The organism is Amycolatopsis coloradensis, assembly GCF_037997115.1.
Classification (GTDB): domain Bacteria; phylum Actinomycetota; class Actinomycetes; order Mycobacteriales; family Pseudonocardiaceae; genus Amycolatopsis; species Amycolatopsis coloradensis_A.
Genome location: NZ_CP150484.1, coordinates 6,817,025 through 6,834,952, shown reverse-complemented (window position 1 = coordinate 6,834,952; position 17,928 = coordinate 6,817,025). Strand labels below are relative to the sequence as shown.

Below are 17,928 nucleotides of genomic sequence, written 5' to 3'. Positions count from 1 at the left end.
CCTCGCTACACTCGGCCATCATGCGCCTTTTTCGTGGGGGTCGGCGACCCGCCCGTGCCGTGGTGGCCCTCTTCGCGGCCGGCGCGATCCTCGTGGCGTGCAGCGACGGCACGGTGCAGTCCCAGGCCGACGGCAAGGGCGGCGGGATCGGCGGAGCCCAGCAGGCGCCCAAGGAAAAGCCGCGCCGGATGAACGTCGAGCTCGTGACGAGCGATCCGCGAGCCAGTGGCGGTGTGGTGGCCGCGGGCGATCAGGACGCGGTCTACAACTACAGCCCGACCGTGATGCGGGACGGCGGCAAACTCAAGATGTGGTGGTGCAGCCAGTACGGCAGCGCCCAGCCGCCCGGCGACGACGTCCTCTACGCGCAGTCGCCCTCGCTCGACGGTCCGTTCACCGGCCCGTCCGGTGGTGGCCCGGCGGCGGTGTTCTCGGGCGCGCCCGGCGGTTTCGACGGCATGCACACCTGCGATCCATCGGTGATCAAGGTCGGCTCGACCTACTACATGTATTACACGGGCGCGGCGGGCGACCACGCGCTCGGCAACTCGATCGGCCTCGCGACCAGCCCCGACGGGCTCACCTGGACGCGGGCGGCGGGCGGGAAGCCGATCATCGGGCCGTCGCACGACGTGCACCGCGACAACGTCTACGGCGCGGGCCAGCCCTCGGCGGTGTACCTCGACGGCTGGTTCTACGTGCTCTTCACCGACACCACCGCGAAGGGCGCCGGATGGAACGGCGCCGGGCAGTTCCTGCTCCGCGCCAGGGACGCGGCGTTCACCCGGAACGTGGAAACGCTGGGGGAGCACGGCTTCCTCGCCAAGCCCAGCACGACCTCGCCGCGCACCCGTTCGCTGGTCGACGGGTTCAGCACCGATCTGATGTGGGTCGGTTCGCTCGACGCCTTCGTGATCGCGCACGAGACCGAAAAGGGCACCAGCCTCACCTTCTGGACGAGGGACTTCTCCGCGCAGCCGTACCGGCAGGCGATCATCCCCGGCGTGTGGAAGGAAGGCCCGGGGCTGGTCCGGCGGCCCGACGGGCACGCGCCGCTCTCCTCGGGCGACGTCTGCGATCGGGTCCCGTTCGACGTCGTCCGCGCCACGGTCATCGGCGGCGCGGCGGCCCCGACCGACCTCAAGCACTTCGGCCTGGACGTCCGCGGTTCGCGGGCGTGCGAGGACGAGGCCCGGATCCGGACCTCGTTCGAAGGCGTCGCGATGCCGTCGCCGCAGCGGACCATCGACCTGGTGGCCGACGGCACCCTGGTCCGGGTCGACCGGCGCTCGGTGGCGGCGGCGCTCGCGGGCGAGGTGCTGAACGAGCGGCTCAAGGCCGTCGACAACCTCCCGCGGGCGGCACGGTTGAGCGCCGGGGCGAGGGTGGTGCACGCGCCAGGCCGGGGGTTCGGCGTGGTGCTCGACGGCAAGCTCTTCGCGCTGCCGGACGGCGGGGCGGCGGCGCTGAACGACTCGGCCGTCGAGAAGATCGCCGATCAGGCCTGGGACGGCTTCCCGGTGGGTTTCTCGCTCGCGGGCTGATCGGGCTTGGTGATGCGGCCGCCGACGAACAGGCCGAGCCCGGCCGGGATGAGCACCAGCAGGGCCGAGAAGGCGGCGCCGCCGGTGAGCGCGCCGCCGAGCTCCGAAGCGCCGGTCTGATCGACGAACACCGCGCGGCCGATCACGTACAGCACGCCCGAGACCGGACCGGCGATCAGCGCCGCGATGAACCAGTTCTTGCCGCTTTCGGGTTTGCCCTGCCAGGCGTCCACGGCGCCCCAGCCCGCGGCCGCGCCGACCAGGACGGCGAGGGTGAGGGCGGTGACGAGGGTCTTGTCGGTGGGGTTGAAGACCTCGTACTTGGCCAGCACGGTGACGGCCGCGCCGTGCAGCAGCGCCATCACGAGTCCACGAGTCAGCCACGGTGCCATTGGGGGAGTTTAACTCGCCAGTAGCGATGGTCACGCCCGCCGCGGCCCTGACAGCCTGCGGAAGGTCCGTGAAGGCCTCCTTCCCTACTTTGAGGGTAGGCGCCGTCGACGCTCGCCCTGATCNGAAGGCCTCCTTCCCTACTTTGAGGGTAGGGAAGGAGGCCTTCACGGACCGCCCGGGTACCAGCCCTGGCGCAAGCAGTCGGCGAAACGCGTGCCACCGGCAGCGAACCCCCTAAACTCCATCACGTGCGTGAATACTTCTCTCGCCGCCGCGCGGCGCTGCGTTCCCTGCTGGCCGACTCCGGGGTGGACGCGCTGCTGGTCACGGACCTGCTCAACATCAGGTACCTGACCGGCTTCACCGGGTCCAACGCCGCTCTCCTCGTCCACGGGAGCGGCGACGACAAGACGATCTTCTGCACCGACGGCCGCTATACGGTCCAGTCGGCCACGGAGGTGCCCGACCTCGAACGCGTGCTCGACCGCGCGAGCGCGGCGAAGCTCGCCGATCTGGCGGCCGGAAAACACTTCGGCAAGACCGGGTTCGAGAGCCAGCACGTCAGTGTCGAGCAGCACGAGGACCTCAAGGTCCGCTTCGACCGCGTCGAGCTGGTGCGGACGCCCGGGCTCGTCGAGCGGCTGCGGCTGGTCAAGGACGAGCAGGAGATCGAGGCGCTGCGCCAGGCGTGCGCGGCGGCCGACCGGGCGCTGGAGGACCTGGTGTCCGCCGGCGGGCTCCGGCCGGGCCGTACCGAGCTCGACGTCGCCCGCGACCTGGAGAACCGCATGCTCGGCCACGGGTCGACCGGGCCTTCGTTCGACACCATCGTCGCGGCGGGCGGCAACTCCGCGATCCCGCACCACCGGCCGACCTCGGCACCGCTCGAGACCGGCGGATTCGTCAAGATCGACTTCGGCGCCACGGTCGACGGCTACCACTCCGACATGACCCGCACGTTCGTCATCGGCAAGCCCGCGGCGTGGCAGGAGGAGATCTACGAGCTGGTCCAGCGCGCGCAGGCGGCGGGCTGTGACGCCGTCCTCCCCGGTGCCGAAGTGTCCGAAGTGGACAAGGCGGCCCGTGGCGTGATCGTGGGCGCGGGCCGCGGCGAGGAGTTCGGCCACGGGCTCGGCCACGGCGTCGGGCTGCAGGTGCACGAGGCGCCCAGCCTCGCCGCGACCGGCGTCGGTACACTGTCCGCCGGTATGGCCGTCACCGTCGAGCCTGGTGTGTATCTGCCCGGACGCGGAGGCGTGCGCATCGAGGACACGCTGGTCGTGCGGGAAGGTACGCCCGAACTCCTCACGCTGAGCACCAAGGAACTCGTGGTCGTCTGACGGCGGCCCGGAAGATCGACACAGGAGACTGCACACTCGTGGCCACCACCAACGACCTGAAGAACGGGCTCGTCCTCAACCTCGACGGCCAGCTCTGGACCGTCACCGCGTTCCAGCACGTCAAGCCGGGTAAGGGCGGCGCGTTCGTCCGCACGACGCTCAAGCACGTGCTGACCGGCAAGGTCGTCGACAAGACCTTCAACGCGGGGACGAAGGTCGACACGGCCACCGTCGACCGCCGCAACATGACCTACCTGTACAAGGAGGGTCAGGACTTCGTGTTCATGGACGCGGAGACCTACGACCAGATCACCGTGCTGGCCGAGACCGTCGGCGACAACGCGAACTACCTCCTCGAGAACACCGAGGTCCAGGTCGCGGTGCACGAGGGCGTCCCGCTGTACATCGAGCTGCCGACCTCGGTCGAGCTCGTCGTCCAGCACACCGACCCCGGCCTGCAGGGCGACCGCTCCACCGGTGGCACCAAGCCCGCCACCCTGGAGACCGGCGCCGAGATCCAGGTGCCGCTGTTCCTCACCACCGGCGAGAAGATCAAGGTCGACACCCGTGACGGCCGCTACCTGGGCCGCGTCTCCAGCTGATGGCCGGTTCAGACAAGTCCGGCAAGTCGCCGAACCGCGGCGGGCCGATCAGCCGTCGCCAGGCCCGCAAGCGGGCGGTCGAGATGATGTACGAGGCCGCCCAGCGCGGTGCCGACGCGGTGACGCTGCTGGCGGACCGGGTCGGTTCGGTCGAGGTCGACCCGATCGCGGACTACACGATCTCGCTGGTCGAGGGCGTCACGGGCCGCAAGACCCAGATCGACGAGCTGCTCTCCGAGCACGCTCAGGGCTGGACGCTGGACCGGATGCCGCCGGTGGACCTGGCGGTGCTCCGCGTCGGCGTCTACGAACTGCTGTGGGCCGAGGACGTGCCGGACCCGGTCGCCATCGACGAGGCCGTCGGGCTGGCGAAGGAGCTGTCGACCGACGACTCGCCGCGCTTCGTGAACGGCGTGCTCGGCCGGATCGGCACCATCGCCGACCGCCTGCGCGCGGTTCTCTAGAAGACGTACTACAACGGGCCGTGTCCTCTGCCGAGGGCACGGCCCGTTCTCGTACTCGGTGGTGCCGGTTGGCGTTTCCGGTCCCCCCGGACCGAAAACGTCGCCATCTCTAGTCCTCTTTGGACGGTCGAGCCTCGGGCGGCAGCACACCCCAGTCGATCAGCTGCTCGGTGAGCTCGCCGGGGGTCATGTCGTAGATGATCGCCAGCGAACGGAGGTCCTCGGTGCGGATCGAAAGCACCTTGCCGTTGTAGTCGCCGCGCTGGCTCTGGATGGTGGCCGCGTAGCGGGCGAGCGGACCGACCTTCTCCGCCGGGAGCTGCTGGAGACGCTCCAGGTTGATGACGATCTTCGTGGCGGGTTCCGCGCCCGACGGCACCCGGCCTTCCGGCAGCAGCTCGACCACCGGCACGCCGTAGAAATCGGCGAGCTCGGCGAGCTTCTGCACGGTGACGGCGCGGTCGCCGCGCTCGTACGAACCGACGACGACGGCCTTCCAGCGGCCTCCGGACTTCTGCTCGACCCCGTGCAGGGACAGACCCTGCTGCTGGCGGATCCCGCGGAGCTTGGCCCCGAGCGCCTTGGCGTAATCGCCCATCTGGTGGTTCTCCGTTTCCTCACCCCCAACCGGTCGGGGTGACCGGTCCAGGGGACTCCTAGAGTCGAATACTCAGAGTAATGGTTACGCATAGTTGTCACCAGGTCAAGCGGGTGCTTTCGAGAGGCCTTCGTCACCTGGGGCGCGCCACTCGTAAGAATGAGCGATCGCTCCTGCTAGTGTCGGTTCGATTTCCTCGCCAAGCAGGAAGTCGACGTCCTTTAAGGACCCGTCCAGAGAGGCGGGGAAGGAGGTCCGCCTTGTCGTCACGCCCGCGTGGCGCGGCGGAACCGGCGGGAGAGCGCGAGCTGCTCTCGTCCGGCGATGTCGCGCGCACGATCGCCCGAATGGCCCACCAGGTCATCGAGAAGACCGCTCTCGGTGCCGGTGGCTCGACTCCGCCCGTGTTGCTGGGCATCCCCACCCGGGGGACACCGCTCGCCCTGCGGCTCGCGGACAAGATCGCCGAGTTCTCCGGCATCCGTCCGCCGACCGGCGCGCTGGACATCACGCTCTACCGTGATGATCTCCGCCGCCGCCCGCCCCGCGCGCTCGAACATTCGCAGCTGCCGCCGACCGGTATCGACGACGCGGTGGTGATCCTGGTCGACGACGTGCTGTTCTCCGGCCGCACCATCCGCGCCGCCCTCGACGCCCTGCGCGACCACGGCCGCCCGCGCGCGGTCCAGCTGGCCGTGCTGGTCGACCGCGGCCACCGCGAACTGCCGATCCGCGCCGACTACGTGGGCAAGAACGTGCCCACCTCGCGCGCCGAGGGGATCGAGGTCCTGCTGTCCGAAGTGGACGGACGGGACTCGGTTCTGCTTCGCGCGCAACCAGAAGGAGATCGATCGTGAAGCACCTGCTCGCCACCGACGGGCTCGACCCGGCGCTCGCGACAGCCGTGCTGGACACCGCCGAAGAGCTCAAGCACACCTTGCTGGGCCGCGAAGTCCGCAAACTGCCGACGTTGCGCGGCCGCACCGTCATCACGCTGTTCTACGAGAACTCGACCCGCACCCGCGTCTCGTTCGAGATCGCGGGGAAGTGGATGAGCGCCGACGTGATCAACGTCTCCGCGTCCAGTTCCTCGGTCAACAAGGGCGAATCGCTGCGCGACACCGCGCTGACGTTGGCCGCGGCCGGCGCCGACTGCGTGATCATCCGGCACCCTGCCTCCGGTGCGGCGCAGCGGCTTTCGGGCTGGCTCGCCGAAGCGGGGACGGCGGTCGTCAACGCCGGGGACGGCACCCATGAGCATCCGACGCAGGCGTTGCTCGACGCGGCCACGCTGCGGGAGCGCCTCGGCTCGTTCGAGGGCCGCCGCATCGGGATCGTCGGCGACGTCCTGCACAGCCGGGTCGCGCGGTCGAACATCCACCTGCTGTCCTCGCTGGGCGCGGAGGTGGTGCTCGTCGCGCCGCCGACGCTGCTGCCCGCCGGCGTGGAGAGTCTGCCGGTGACGGTGTCGCACGAACTCGACGCCGAACTGCCCGCGCTCGACGCGGTCATGATGCTGCGGGTCCAGGCGGAGCGGATGCACGGGGGCTTCTTTCCGTCGGCGCGCGAGTACTCGATCGCGTACGGCCTCAACGAACGGCGGATGAAGCTCCTGCCCGAGCACGCCGTCGTCCTGCACCCCGGCCCGATGCTGCGCGGGATGGAGATCGCCTCGGCGGTCGCCGACTCCCCGGCCTCGGCCATCACCGAACAGGTCCGCAACGGCGTCCACGTGCGCATGGCGGTCCTCTACCACCTGCTCGCCAGCGAAGGGGCCGCCGCATGACGTCAAGGACTTCGCGGTGTGCAAAACGCCCCGAGAGCGCACAGGCGCACGAAGGCGCGCAGACCGGCAAAGGAGTAGCCGCGTGACCACCGTCCTGATCAAGGGCGCCCGTCCCTACGGCGAGGGCGACCCGGTCGACGTGCTCGTCGAGGATGGGGTCATCACCGACATCGGTTCGATCGATACCCCCGACGAGGCCGAGGTGATCGAGGCGGGTGGCCAGGTGCTGCTCCCCGGTTTCGTCGACCTCCACACCCACCTGCGCGAACCCGGCCGCGAGGACACCGAGACGATCGCCACCGGTTCGGCCGCGGCCGCGCTCGGCGGCTACACCGCGGTGTTCGCCATGGCCAACACCGACCCGGTGGCCGACAACGCGGTGATCGTCGACCACGTGTGGCGCCGCGGCCAGGAGGCCGGGCTGGTCGACGTGCACCCGGTCGGCGCGGTCACCGTGGGGCTCAAAGGCGAGAAGCTCGCCGAACTGGGCACCATGGCGAAGTCCGAAGCCCAGGTGAAGGTCTTCTCCGACGACGGTCTCTGCGTCGCGGATCCGCTGCTCATGCGCCGCGCGCTGGAGTACTCGACGGCGCTCGGCGTGGTCATCGCCCAGCACGCCGAGGAGCCGCGGCTGACCGTCGGCGCGCAGGCGCACGAGGGTGAGCAGGCCGCCCGCCTGGGTTACACCGGCTGGCCCGCCTCGGCGGAGGAGTCGATCGTCGCCCGCGACTGCCTGCTCGCCGAGCACGCGAACGCGCGGCTGCACGTCTGCCATGTTTCGACCTCGGGCACCGCGGACATCCTCAAATGGGCCAAGGACCGCGGCACCAAGGTCTCGGCCGAGGTCACCCCGCACCACCTGCTGCTGACCGACGAGCGGCTCGCGACCTACGACCCGGTCAACAAGGTCAACCCGCCGCTGCGCACCGAGTCCGACGCCGAAAAGCTGCGTGCCGCACTGGCCGAGGGCGTCATCGACTGCGTCGCCACGGACCACGCGCCGCACGCGGTCCAGGACAAGGACTGCGAGTGGAGCTCGGCCCGGCCGGGCATGCTCGGTCTGCAGACCGCGCTGTCGATCGTGGTCGAGACCATGGTCCGCACCGGCCTGCTGGACTGGCGGGGCGTCGCGCGGGTGATGAGCGAGCGGCCCGCCGAGATCGGCAACCTGACCGACCACGGCCGCCCGATCGAGGTCGGCGAACCCGCCAGCCTGACGCTGGTGGACCCGGACACCGAATGGACCGTGCGAGGGGCCGAGTTCGCGAGCATCGCGGCCAACACCCCGTACGAAGGAATGCGGCTCCCCGGCGTGGTGACGGCGACGTTGCTGCGCGGGCGGATCACCGCGCGGGAAGGGAAGATCGCGCAATGAGTGACCGGATCCTGCTGACCCTGGCGGTCTTCGCCTTCTTCCTGTTCTGCGTGTTCCTGATGTGGCGCGGCTGGCGGCGCAAGTCCCGGGCGCAGAGCGTGCAGGTGCCGCCGTTCCCGCAGATCCCCGCGGAGCCCGGCGAAGCACTGCTCGAATCGACCGGCCTCTACGTCAGCACGACGACCGCCGGGCACTGGCAGGACCGCGTCGTCACCCGCGGCGCCGGCCTGCGCACCGGCGCGGTGTGGCGCCTGCACGAAGACGGCATCGCCATCGAACGCGGCGGCGCCCCGGACTTCTGGATCCCGCGCGCGTCCGTCACCGGCGTCCGCAAGGACAAGGGGATGGCCGGGAAGGTGATGGGCATCGACGCGCTGCTCGTCATCACCTGGCTGGCCGGGGACATCGAACTGGACACCGGATTCCGCGGCGACGACCTCGACGACTATCCACAGTGGATCGAAGCTTTGCAAGACACTCGCAACGACATCAAGGGAGGTGCCTGATGAGCACCGTGAACAGCACCAGGACCCCCGCCGCACTGGTCCTCGAAGACGGCCGCGTGTTCCGCGGCTCGGCCTACGGCGCCCGCGGCCGGAGCCTGGGCGAGGCGGTGTTCTGCACCGGCATGACCGGCTACCAGGAGACGCTGACCGACCCCTCCTACCACCGCCAGATCGTGGTCCAGACCGCGCCGCAGATCGGCAACACCGGCTGGAACGACGAGGACGACGAGTCCTCGCGCATCTGGGTCTCGGGCTACGTCGTCCGCGACCCCGCGCGCACCCCGTCCAACTGGCGCTCGAAGCGCACGCTGGACGAGGAACTGGAGCGCCAGGGCGTCGTCGGGATCTCCGAGGTGGACACCCGCACGCTGACCCGGCACCTGCGCGAGCAGGGCGCCATGCGGTCCGGCGTCTTCTCGGGCGACGCGCTGGGCTCCGACGAGGAAATGCTCGCGCAGGTACAGGCGAGCCCGCAGATGAAGGGCGCCGACCTCGCCGGCGAAGTCACCACGAAGCAGGCGTACGTCGTCGAAGCGCAGGGCGAGCGGAAGTTCCGCGTCGCCGCGCTGGACCTGGGCATCAAGTCCAACACCCCGCGCCTGATGGCGGCGCGCGGCATCGAGGTGCACGTGCTGCCCTCGTCGTCCACTGTGGACGATCTGCTCGCCGTGGAGCCGGACGGGGTGTTCCTGTCCAACGGTCCCGGCGACCCGGCGACCACCGCGCACGCCACGGAGCTGACGAAATCGGTGCTGCAGCGGGAGATCCCGCTGTTCGGCATCTGCTTCGGCAACCAGATCCTCGGCCGCGCGCTGGGACTGGGCACCTACAAGATGCGCTACGGCCACCGAGGGATCAACATCCCGGTGATCGACGTGGCCACCAAACGGGTCGCGATCACCGCGCAGAACCACGGTTTCGCCCTCGAAGGCGAACCGGGACAGCGCTTCGAGACGCCGTTCGGCGCCGCGCAGATCTCGCACTACTGCCCGAACGACGACACCGTCGAAGGTGTCCGCGCGTTCGACGTCCCCGCGTTCTCGGTGCAGTACCACCCCGAGGCCGCCGCCGGCCCGCACGACGCGGCCCCCCTGTTCGATGAGTTCGTGAGCTTGATGGAGAAGGCCAAGTAATGCCGAAGAGGACAGACATCCAGCACGTGCTGGTGATCGGCTCCGGGCCGATCGTGATCGGCCAGGCGGCGGAGTTCGACTACTCCGGCACCCAGGCCTGCCGCGTACTCCGCGAAGAGGGACTGCGCGTCTCGCTGGTGAACTCGAACCCGGCGACCATCATGACCGACCCCGAGTTCGCCGACGCCACCTACATCGAGCCGGTCACGCCGGAATTCGTCGAGAAGGTCATCGCCGAGGAGCGCCCCGACGCGATTCTCGCGACCCTCGGCGGGCAGACGGCGCTGAACTGCGCCGTCGCCCTGCACGAGCGCGGTGTTCTGGAGAAGTACGGCGTCGAGCTGATCGGCGCCGACGTCGACGCCATCCAGCGCGGCGAGGACCGGCAGAAGTTCAAGGACATCGTCCGCACGATCGGCGCCGAAGTGCCGCGGTCGCGGGTCTGCCACGACATGGACGAGGTCCGCGCGACCGTCGCCGAGGTCGGCCTCCCGGTGGTCATCCGGCCGTCGTTCACCATGGGCGGGCTCGGCTCGGGCATGGCGCACACCGACGAGGAACTGGAGCGCCTCGCCTCCACCGGCCTCACCGAGTCGCCGGTCACCGAGGTGCTCATCGAGGAGAGCGTCCTCGGCTGGAAGGAGTTCGAACTCGAGCTCATGCGCGACCGGCACGACAACGTGGTGGTCGTCTGCTCGATCGAGAACATCGACGCGATGGGCGTGCACACCGGCGACTCGGTCACCGTCGCGCCCGCGATGACCCTGACCGACCGCGAGTACCAGCACATGCGCGACGTCGGCATCGCCGTGCTGCGCGAGGTCGGCGTCGACACCGGCGGCTGCAACATCCAGTTCGCGATCAACCCCGAGGACGGCCGCATGGTCGTCATCGAGATGAACCCGCGCGTGTCGCGGTCGAGCGCGCTGGCGTCGAAAGCGACCGGTTTCCCGATCGCCAAGATCGCCGCGAAACTCGCCATCGGCTACACCCTCGACGAGATCCGCAACGACATCACCGGCGAGACCCCGGCGGCCTTCGAGCCGACGCTGGACTACGTCGTGGTGAAGGTGCCGCGGTTCGCCTTCGAGAAGTTCCCCGGCGCGGACCCGACGCTGACCACGACGATGAAGAGCGTCGGCGAGGCGATGTCGTTCGGGCGCAGCTTCCCCGAGGCGCTCGGCAAGGCGCTGCGGTCCATCGACACCAAGGCGACCGGTTTCTGGACCCGTCCCGACCCCGAGGGCGCGACGCTGGAGTCCGTGCTGGAGGCCCTGCGCACGCCGCACGACGGGCGCCTCTACGAGGTGGAGCGGGCGCTGCGGTTCGGCGCCACCGTCCAGCAGGTGCACGAGGCGTCGGGGATCGACCCGTGGTTCATCGACCAGATCGCCCTCATCGGCGAGGTCGGCGCCGAGGTCCGCGATGCCCAGGTGCTCGACGAGCCGCTGCTGCGGCGCGCCAAGCGGATCGGCCTCTCCGACCGCCAGATCGCCTCGCTGCGGCCGGAACTGGCGGGGGAGGACGGCGTCCGCGCGCTGCGCCGCCGTCTCGGGGTGCGGCCGGTGTACAAGACCGTCGACACCTGCGCGGCCGAGTTCGCGGCCAAGACGCCGTACCACTACTCGGCCTACGAGACCGACCCCGCGGCGCAGTCGGAGATCACCGCGCAGACCGAGAAGCCGAAGGTGCTGATCCTCGGCTCCGGGCCGAACCGCATCGGGCAGGGCATCGAGTTCGACTACTCGTGCGTGCACGCCGCGATCGCCCTGCGCGAGGCCGGTTTCGAGGCCGTCATGGTCAACTGCAACCCCGAGACCGTCTCCACCGACTACGACACCTCGGACCGGCTGTACTTCGAGCCGCTGTCGTTCGAGGACGTCCTCGAAGTGGTCAACGCCGAGCAGGAGTCGGGCACCGTCGCCGGGGTCATCGTGCAGCTGGGCGGCCAGACCCCGCTCTCGCTCGCGAAGCGCCTCGCCGACGCCGGTGTCCCGGTGATCGGCACCTCCCCGGACGCGATCCACCTCGCCGAGGACCGCGGCGCGTTCGGCGAGGTCCTCACCGACGCCGGGCTGCCCGCGCCGAAGTACGGCACGGCGACCTCGTTCGAGGGCGCGAAGCGGATCGCCGACCAGATCGGCTACCCGGTCCTCGTCCGGCCGTCCTACGTGCTCGGCGGGCGCGGCATGGAGATCGTCTACGACGAGGAATCCCTCGCCGGCTACATCCACCGCGCCACCGAGGTCACCCCCGAGCACCCGGTGCTGGTGGACCGGTTCCTCGACGACGCCATCGAGATCGACGTCGACGCGCTGTTCGACGGCGACGAGCTCTTCCTCGGCGGCGTCATGGAGCACATCGAGGAGGCCGGGATCCACTCCGGCGACTCCTCGTGCGCGCTGCCGCCGATCACGCTGGGCCGGACCGACATCGAGACGGTGCGCCGCTCGACCGAGGCCATCGCGCGCGGCGTCGGCGTCCGCGGGCTCCTGAACGTCCAGTACGCGCTCAAGGACGACGTCCTGTACGTCCTGGAGGCCAACCCGCGCGCGTCGCGGACGGTGCCGTTCGTGTCCAAGGCGACCGCGGTGCCGCTGGCGAAGGCCGCGGCGCTGATCATGACCGGCTCGTCGATCAAGGATCTGCGCGAGTCCGGTGTTCTCCCCGCCGAGGGTGACGGCGGCCACATGCCCGCCGATTCGCCGGTCGCGGTCAAGGAGGCGGTCCTGCCGTTCCACCGCTTCCGCACGCCCGAGGGCCACGGCGTCGACTCGCTGCTCGGCCCGGAGATGAAGTCCACCGGCGAGGTCATGGGCGTGGACGTCTCCTTCGGCAAGGCGTTCGCCAAGTCGCAGGCCGGTGCCTACGGTTCGCTGCCGACGTCGGGCAAGGTGTTCGTCTCCGTCGCCAATCGCGACAAGCGTTCGCTGGTGTTCCCGGTGAAGCGGCTGGCGGACCTCGGCTTCGAGATCCTCGCCACGTCCGGCACCGCGGAAGTGTTGCGGCGCAACGGGATCGCCTGCACCGTCGTGCGCAAGCACTACGAAGGTTCGGCTGAAGGCGAACAAAATGTCGTGGACGTCATCCTCAGCGGTGAGGTGCAGATGGTGATCAACACCCCGTACGGCAACAGCGGTCCCCGCATCGACGGCTACGAGATCCGCACCGCCGCGGTGTCGCGGGACATCCCCTGCATCACCACGGTGCAGGGCGCGGCGGCGGCCGTGCACGGGATAGAGGCCGTCATCAAGGGCGACATCGGCGTGCGGTCGCTGCAGAGCCTCCAGGCGGCGCTGAAGGCCAAGGCGTGAGCGAGCGGTTCGGGGCGAGGCTGGCGCGGGCGGTCGCCGAGAAGGGACCGCTCTGCGCCGGGATCGACCCCCATCCCGGGCTGCTCCAGGCGTGGGGTCTCCCGGCGGACGCGGGCGGACTGGAGAAGTTCGCCCTCACGGCCGCTGAGACGATCGCGCCCGAGGTCGCGGTGATCAAACCCCAGTCGGCCTTTTTCGAGGCCTACGGGCCTCCTGGGGTCGCTGTTCTGGCCAAGACGATGAAGGTGTGCCGGGAGGCGGGAGCGCTCGTCCTGCTGGACGTCAAACGCGGCGACATCGGTTCGACGATGGCGGCGTACACGGCGGCGTTCCTGCCCGGCGGCGCGGAACTCGAGGCGGACGCCATCACGGTGTCGCCATACCTCGGTTTCGGTTCGCTCGCCCCAGCGATCGACGTCGCGCAGACGCAGGGCAAGGGGCTGATCGTCCTCGCGCGTACTTCGAACCCGGAGGCGCAGGGACTGCAGAACGCCTTGCTGCCCAACGGAAAGACCGTCGCGCAGGACATCGTCGACACGGCGGCCGCGTACAACGCCGGCGTCGGGCCGCTGGGGGACATCGGTGTCGTCGTCGGCGCCACCATCGCGCCGGGAGAGCTCGATCTGAGCCAGCTGAACGGTCCGATCCTGGCGCCCGGTTTCGGGGCCCAGGGGGCCACTCCGGCCGATTTGCGGGCCCTTTTCGGGCCGGGACTGCCGGGTGTGCTGCCCGCGTCGTCCCGCGACGTCCTCAGGCACGGGCCGGACCCCGAAGCTCTGCGTGCGGCCGTTCGGCGGACCCGGGATTCCCTCGGTCCCCTGGAAAATGGCCAATAGCAGGCCCGGGAATCCGTCATGACCGGCCACCCCCGCATTGTGGGCCGAGGTAACGGGTGGGTACCGTCGCCACACCCACCCAGATTTGAGAACTACCGGAGGAAAACGTGGCACTTCCCCAGCTGACAGAGGAACAGCGCGCTGCGGCGCTGGAGAAGGCCGCCGCCGCCCGCCGCATCCGTGCTGAGCTGAAGGAGCGGCTGAAGCGGGGCGGTACCACTCTGGTCGACGTGTTGAAGCAGGCCGAGGAGAACGAAGTCCTCGGCAAGATGAAGGTCTCGGCTCTGCTCGAGGCTCTTCCGGGCGTCGGCAAGGTCCGTGCCCAGCAGACCATGGAACGACTGGAGATCGCACCCAGCCGTCGTCTTCGCGGCCTCGGCGACCGGCAGCGCAAGGCGCTGCTGGCCGAATTCAGCGGCGAGTGAGCGGCACCGGTCAGGACCACCCGGTGAACCCGGGCGCTGACCGCGGCGGTGAGCCGGTGGCGGGAGTCGAATCCCGGCACCGGCTCACGGTCGTCTCAGGGCCTTCGGGAGTCGGGAAGTCGAGCGTGGCCAAGGAGCTGCGCAAGCTGGATCCGGAGATCTATTTCAGCGTCTCGGTGACCACCAGGAAGCCGAGACCGGGTGAGGTGGACGGCGAGCACTACCACTTCATCGACCGGGCCGAGTTCGACCGCATGGTCGCCGACGGCGAACTGCTGGAACACGCCGAGTTCGCGGGCAACTGCTACGGCACCCCGCGCGGGCCCGTCGAGCGGGTGCTCGCCGAGGGCCGCAACGCGATCCTGGAGATCGAACTCCAGGGCGCGCGGCAGGTCCGCAAGGCGATGCCGGAGGCCCGGCTGGTGATGCTGATGCCGCCGTCGTGGGAAGAACTGGTCGGCAGGCTGACCGGCCGCGGCACCGAGAACGAAGCCGCGGTGAAGACCAGGCTGGCCGAGGCCGAACGCGAACTCGCCGCCGCCGGGGAGTTCGACGAGCGCGTTGTCAACGCCGACGTGCGAGAGGCCGCTGAGCAGTTGCTAAACTTGATAACCGGCGACAACTAGACCGAAGATTCGGAGCACCACGAGTGACGACTCAGGCCACGCTGCACGAAGAGCTCGAAGGCATCACCAACCCGCCCATCGACGACCTCCTCGAGAAGGTCAGCTCGAAGTACGCGCTGGTGATCTACTCGGCCAAGCGCGCTCGCCAGATCAACGACTACTACGCCCAGCTGGGCGAGGGCCTGCTGGAGTACGTCGGCCCGCTGGTCGAGCCGGGCCCGCGCGAGAAGCCGCTGTCCATCGCCCTGCGCGAGATCCACGGCGGCCTGCTCGAGCACACCGAGGGTGAGTAAACCCCGCGTCGTCCTGGGCGTGGGTGGCGGGATCGCCGCCTACAAGGCCTGTGAGGTCCTGCGCGGACTGACCGAATCCGGTCACGACGTCCGCGTGGTCCCCACCGAAGCCGCGCTGAACTTCGTCGGCGCGGCCACCTTCGAGGCACTGTCCGGGAACCCGGTGCACACCGGCGTGTTCACCGAAGTGCCCGAGGTCCAGCACGTCCGCGTCGGCAAGGAAGCCGATCTGGTGATCGTCGTGCCCGCCACGGCGAACCTGCTCGCCAAGGCCGCGCACGGTATCGCGGACGACCTGCTGACCAACACCCTGCTCACCGCCCGGTGCCCGGTCGCCTTCTTCCCGGCGATGCACACCGAGATGTGGGAGCACCCGGCCACCCGCGACAACGTGGCGTTGCTGCGCTCGCGCGGCCTGGTCGTCGCCGAACCCGCCGCCGGCAGGCTGACCGGCAAGGACACCGGCAAGGGGCGGCTCGCCGACCCCGCCGAGATCGTCGACCTCGCCCGGCTCCTGCTCGCCGTGCCGAAGGCCCTCCCGCGCGACCTCGAAGGCGTGCGCGTGGCCATTTCGGCGGGCGGCACCCGCGAGCCACTGGATCCGGTCCGGTATCTGGGCAACCGCTCGTCGGGCAAGCAGGGCTACGCGCTGGCCCGGGTCGCCGCCCAGCGCGGCGCCGAGGTCACCCTGGTCGCCGCGCACACCATCGCGCTGCCGGAGCCCGCGGGCGCGAAGGTCGTCCACGTGTCGACCGCCGAGGAACTGCGCGAGGCGATGCACGCCGAGGCCGCCACCGCCGACGTCGTGGTGATGGCCGCGGCCGTCGCCGATTTCCGGCCATCGAACCGGGCGGACCACAAGATCAAGAAGTCCGACGACGCGCCGGATCCCGTGGTCGAGCTCGCGCGCAACGCGGACATACTGGCCGAACTGGTGCGAAACCGGACAAACGGCCAGGTGATCGTCGGTTTCGCCGCGGAAACCGGGGACGACAAGGGCGGCGTCCTTGATCACGCCAGGGTCAAACTGAAGCGCAAGGGTGCTGACCTGCTGGTGGTGAACGCCGTCGGTGAGGGGAAGGCCTTCGGGACCGAGGACAACTCGGGCTGGCTGCTCGGGGCCGACGGCACCGAAATCCCGATCCCCCTCGGCGCCAAGGCCGAACTCGCGTCCACATTGTGGGATGCTGTTGTGACCTTGATGAAGCGTTGAGAGTCCCCTGAGCGATAGTCAGTAGGCTTGATTGCAAGCTGAGGGGTGCCTAACTTACTGGGCATCAGACGTCTAGGTGAGGGAGTGACGGCCACCGTGAGCGCGTCCACGAGCAGACTGTTCACGTCGGAATCGGTGACCGAAGGTCATCCCGACAAAATTTGCGATGCCATCAGCGACTCGATCCTGGACGGTCTGCTGGCTAAAGACCCGCGCAGCCGGGTCGCGGTCGAAACCCTCATCACCACCGGGCAGGTGCACGTCGCCGGCGAGGTGACCACCGAGGCCTACGCGGACATCCCGACCATCGTCCGCGACGTGATCCTGAAGATCGGCTATGACTCTTCGGCCAAGGGCTTCGACGGCAACTCCTGCGGCGTCAACGTCGCGATCGGCTCCCAGTCGCCGGACATCGCGCAGGGTGTCGACACGGCGTACGAGTCCCGCGTCGAGTCCGACGAGGACGAGATCAACCGTCAGGGCGCGGGCGACCAGGGCCTGATGTTCGGCTACGCCTGCTCGGACACCCCCGAGCTGATGCCGCTGCCGATCGCGCTGGCGCACCGGCTCTCGCAGCGCCTGACCAGGGTCCGCAAGGAAGGCGTGCTGCCGTACCTGCGCCCGGACGGCAAGACCCAGGTCACCATCGAGTACGCCGGTGACCAGCCGGTGCGGCTCGACACGGTGGTCGTGTCCACCCAGCACGCCGACGGCATCGACCTCGAGCAGATGCTCGGCGTCGACGTCCGCGAGCACGTGGTCGCCCCGGAGATCGCCGAGCTCGGTCTCGACACCTCCAACGTGCGGCTGCTGGTCAACCCGACCGGCCGCTTCGTCATCGGCGGTCCGATGGGTGACGCGGGCCTGACCGGCCGCAAGATCATCGTCGACACCTACGGCGGCATGGCCCGTCACGGTGGCGGCGCGTTCTCCGGCAAGGACCCCTCCAAGGTGGACCGCTCGGCCGCGTACGCGATGCGCTGGGTGGCGAAGAACGTCATCGCCGCCGGTCTCGCCTCGCGTGCCGAGGTACAGGTGGCGTACGCGATCGGCAAGGCGGCCCCGGTGGGCCTCTTCGTCGAGACCTTCGGCACCGAGACGGTCGACCCGTCGAAGATCCAGGCCGCCATCCAGGAGGTCTTCGACCTGCGTCCGGCCGCGATCATCCGCGACCTCGACCTGCTCCGCCCGATTTACGCGCCGACGGCCGCGTACGGCCACTTCGGCCGTCCCGAGCTGGAGCTCCCGTGGGAGAGCACGGCGCGGGCCGCGGACCTGAAGTCGGCCGCGGGCGTCCGGCGCGCCGTCGCCGTGGCTGCGTTACGACGACGGCAAGCCGGTGAAGGAGCTGAGGCNGCATGACATGCGGGGAAAGCTCCCTTCACCCCGCACGGGGACAGCGAGCGCGCCCCGGCGGCGGGGCCCTTCTAGACTGAGCGGCGATGTTCGCCCAGTCAGAGGTACCCGTCCCCCCGGCGGA

Annotated in this window: 17 protein-coding genes and 1 pseudogene; 16 read left to right on the top strand and 2 right to left on the bottom strand. The window is 69.8% G+C overall.

Annotated features, from left to right (window positions below):
- The first annotated feature begins 59 nt into the window (after positions 1 to 59).
- A complete protein-coding gene (locus LCL61_RS31680) occupies positions 60 to 1,544 on the top strand; it encodes a beta-xylosidase (protein WP_340688730.1) in 1,485 nt (494 codons plus the stop codon).
- On the opposite strand, the gene LCL61_RS31675 is transcribed toward LCL61_RS31680, so the two are convergent.
- Positions 1,499 to 1,936, bottom strand: coding sequence for a B-4DMT family transporter (locus LCL61_RS31675; protein WP_340683145.1), 438 nt, complete (start codon positions 1,934 to 1,936; stop codon positions 1,499 to 1,501). The genes LCL61_RS31680 and LCL61_RS31675 overlap by 46 nt on opposite strands.
- Positions 1,937 to 2,185: 249 nt before the next feature.
- Here LCL61_RS31675 and LCL61_RS31670 point away from each other — a divergent pair, with 249 nt between their 5' ends.
- The 3 genes from LCL61_RS31670 to nusB are packed head-to-tail and all read left to right on the top strand — an operon-like array spanning position 2,186 to position 4,343.
- Positions 2,186 to 3,277 (top strand): Xaa-Pro peptidase family protein, encoded by a 1,092-nt coding sequence (locus LCL61_RS31670; protein WP_340683144.1) that lies wholly within the window; start codon positions 2,186 to 2,188, stop codon positions 3,275 to 3,277.
- Between the two features lie 38 nt (positions 3,278 to 3,315).
- A complete protein-coding gene (gene efp / locus LCL61_RS31665; protein WP_007029629.1) occupies positions 3,316 to 3,879 on the top strand; it encodes an elongation factor P in 564 nt (187 codons plus the stop codon).
- On the top strand, positions 3,879 to 4,343 hold the full coding sequence (gene nusB, locus LCL61_RS31660) for a transcription antitermination factor NusB (protein ID WP_005152382.1): 465 nt from the start codon (positions 3,879 to 3,881) through the stop codon (positions 4,341 to 4,343). Before efp ends, nusB begins: the two co-directional genes overlap by 1 nt.
- 109 nt (positions 4,344 to 4,452) lie before the next feature.
- Here the strand turns inward: nusB and LCL61_RS31655 are convergent, their stop codons facing one another.
- The gene (locus tag LCL61_RS31655; protein ID WP_003096372.1) at positions 4,453 to 4,941 is read right to left on the bottom strand and encodes a transcriptional regulator; all 489 of its coding nucleotides are present in this window, start codon (positions 4,939 to 4,941) and stop codon (positions 4,453 to 4,455) included.
- Positions 4,942 to 5,201: 260 nt separating this feature from the next.
- Between LCL61_RS31655 and pyrR the strand changes: the two genes are divergently transcribed.
- The 12 genes and pseudogenes from pyrR to metK all read left to right on the top strand — a co-directional run.
- Positions 5,202 to 5,798 (top strand): bifunctional pyr operon transcriptional regulator/uracil phosphoribosyltransferase PyrR, encoded by a 597-nt coding sequence (gene pyrR, locus LCL61_RS31650; RefSeq protein ID WP_034311664.1) that lies wholly within the window; start codon positions 5,202 to 5,204, stop codon positions 5,796 to 5,798.
- On the top strand, positions 5,795 to 6,727 hold the full coding sequence (locus LCL61_RS31645) for an aspartate carbamoyltransferase catalytic subunit (protein ID WP_034311667.1): 933 nt from the start codon (positions 5,795 to 5,797) through the stop codon (positions 6,725 to 6,727). The genes pyrR and LCL61_RS31645 overlap by 4 nt, the downstream gene beginning before the upstream one ends.
- Positions 6,728 to 6,809: 82 nt before the next feature.
- Positions 6,810 to 8,102 carry a dihydroorotase gene (locus LCL61_RS31640; RefSeq protein WP_340683143.1) on the top strand — a complete coding sequence of 431 codons (1,293 nt, stop codon included), beginning with the start codon at positions 6,810 to 6,812 and terminating at the stop codon, positions 8,100 to 8,102.
- Complete coding sequence (locus LCL61_RS31635) at positions 8,099 to 8,608, top strand: transporter (RefSeq protein WP_340683142.1); 510 nt, start codon at positions 8,099 to 8,101, stop codon at positions 8,606 to 8,608. The genes LCL61_RS31640 and LCL61_RS31635 overlap by 4 nt, the downstream gene beginning before the upstream one ends.
- The gene (gene carA / locus LCL61_RS31630; protein ID WP_340683141.1) at positions 8,608 to 9,741 is read left to right on the top strand and encodes a glutamine-hydrolyzing carbamoyl-phosphate synthase small subunit; all 1,134 of its coding nucleotides are present in this window, start codon (positions 8,608 to 8,610) and stop codon (positions 9,739 to 9,741) included. Before LCL61_RS31635 ends, carA begins: the two co-directional genes overlap by 1 nt.
- A complete protein-coding gene (gene carB, locus LCL61_RS31625; RefSeq protein WP_340683140.1) occupies positions 9,741 to 13,055 on the top strand; it encodes a carbamoyl-phosphate synthase large subunit in 3,315 nt (1,104 codons plus the stop codon). The genes carA and carB overlap by 1 nt, the downstream gene beginning before the upstream one ends.
- Positions 13,052 to 13,891, top strand: coding sequence for an orotidine-5'-phosphate decarboxylase (gene pyrF, locus LCL61_RS31620; protein ID WP_340683139.1), 840 nt, complete (start codon positions 13,052 to 13,054; stop codon positions 13,889 to 13,891). The genes carB and pyrF overlap by 4 nt, the downstream gene beginning before the upstream one ends.
- Before the next feature lie 107 nt (positions 13,892 to 13,998).
- Entirely contained in the window at positions 13,999 to 14,316 is a 318-nt protein-coding gene (gene mihF, locus LCL61_RS31615) for an integration host factor, actinobacterial type (RefSeq protein ID WP_003096398.1), read from the top strand.
- Positions 14,313 to 14,942: a guanylate kinase gene (gmk, locus tag LCL61_RS31610; RefSeq protein ID WP_340683138.1), complete on the top strand. Its 630-nt coding sequence runs from the start codon at positions 14,313 to 14,315 to the stop codon at positions 14,940 to 14,942. The genes mihF and gmk overlap by 4 nt, the downstream gene beginning before the upstream one ends.
- A 23-nt stretch (positions 14,943 to 14,965) precedes the next feature.
- On the top strand, positions 14,966 to 15,235 hold the full coding sequence (gene rpoZ / locus LCL61_RS31605) for a DNA-directed RNA polymerase subunit omega (RefSeq protein ID WP_005152353.1): 270 nt from the start codon (positions 14,966 to 14,968) through the stop codon (positions 15,233 to 15,235).
- A complete protein-coding gene (coaBC, locus tag LCL61_RS31600; RefSeq protein ID WP_340683137.1) occupies positions 15,228 to 16,448 on the top strand; it encodes a bifunctional phosphopantothenoylcysteine decarboxylase/phosphopantothenate--cysteine ligase CoaBC in 1,221 nt (406 codons plus the stop codon). The genes rpoZ and coaBC overlap by 8 nt, the downstream gene beginning before the upstream one ends.
- 96 nt (positions 16,449 to 16,544) lie before the next feature.
- Positions 16,545 to 17,741, top strand: a pseudogene (metK, locus tag LCL61_RS31595) (methionine adenosyltransferase); the annotation flags it as partial.
- Between the last annotated feature and the right edge of the window lie 187 nt (positions 17,742 to 17,928).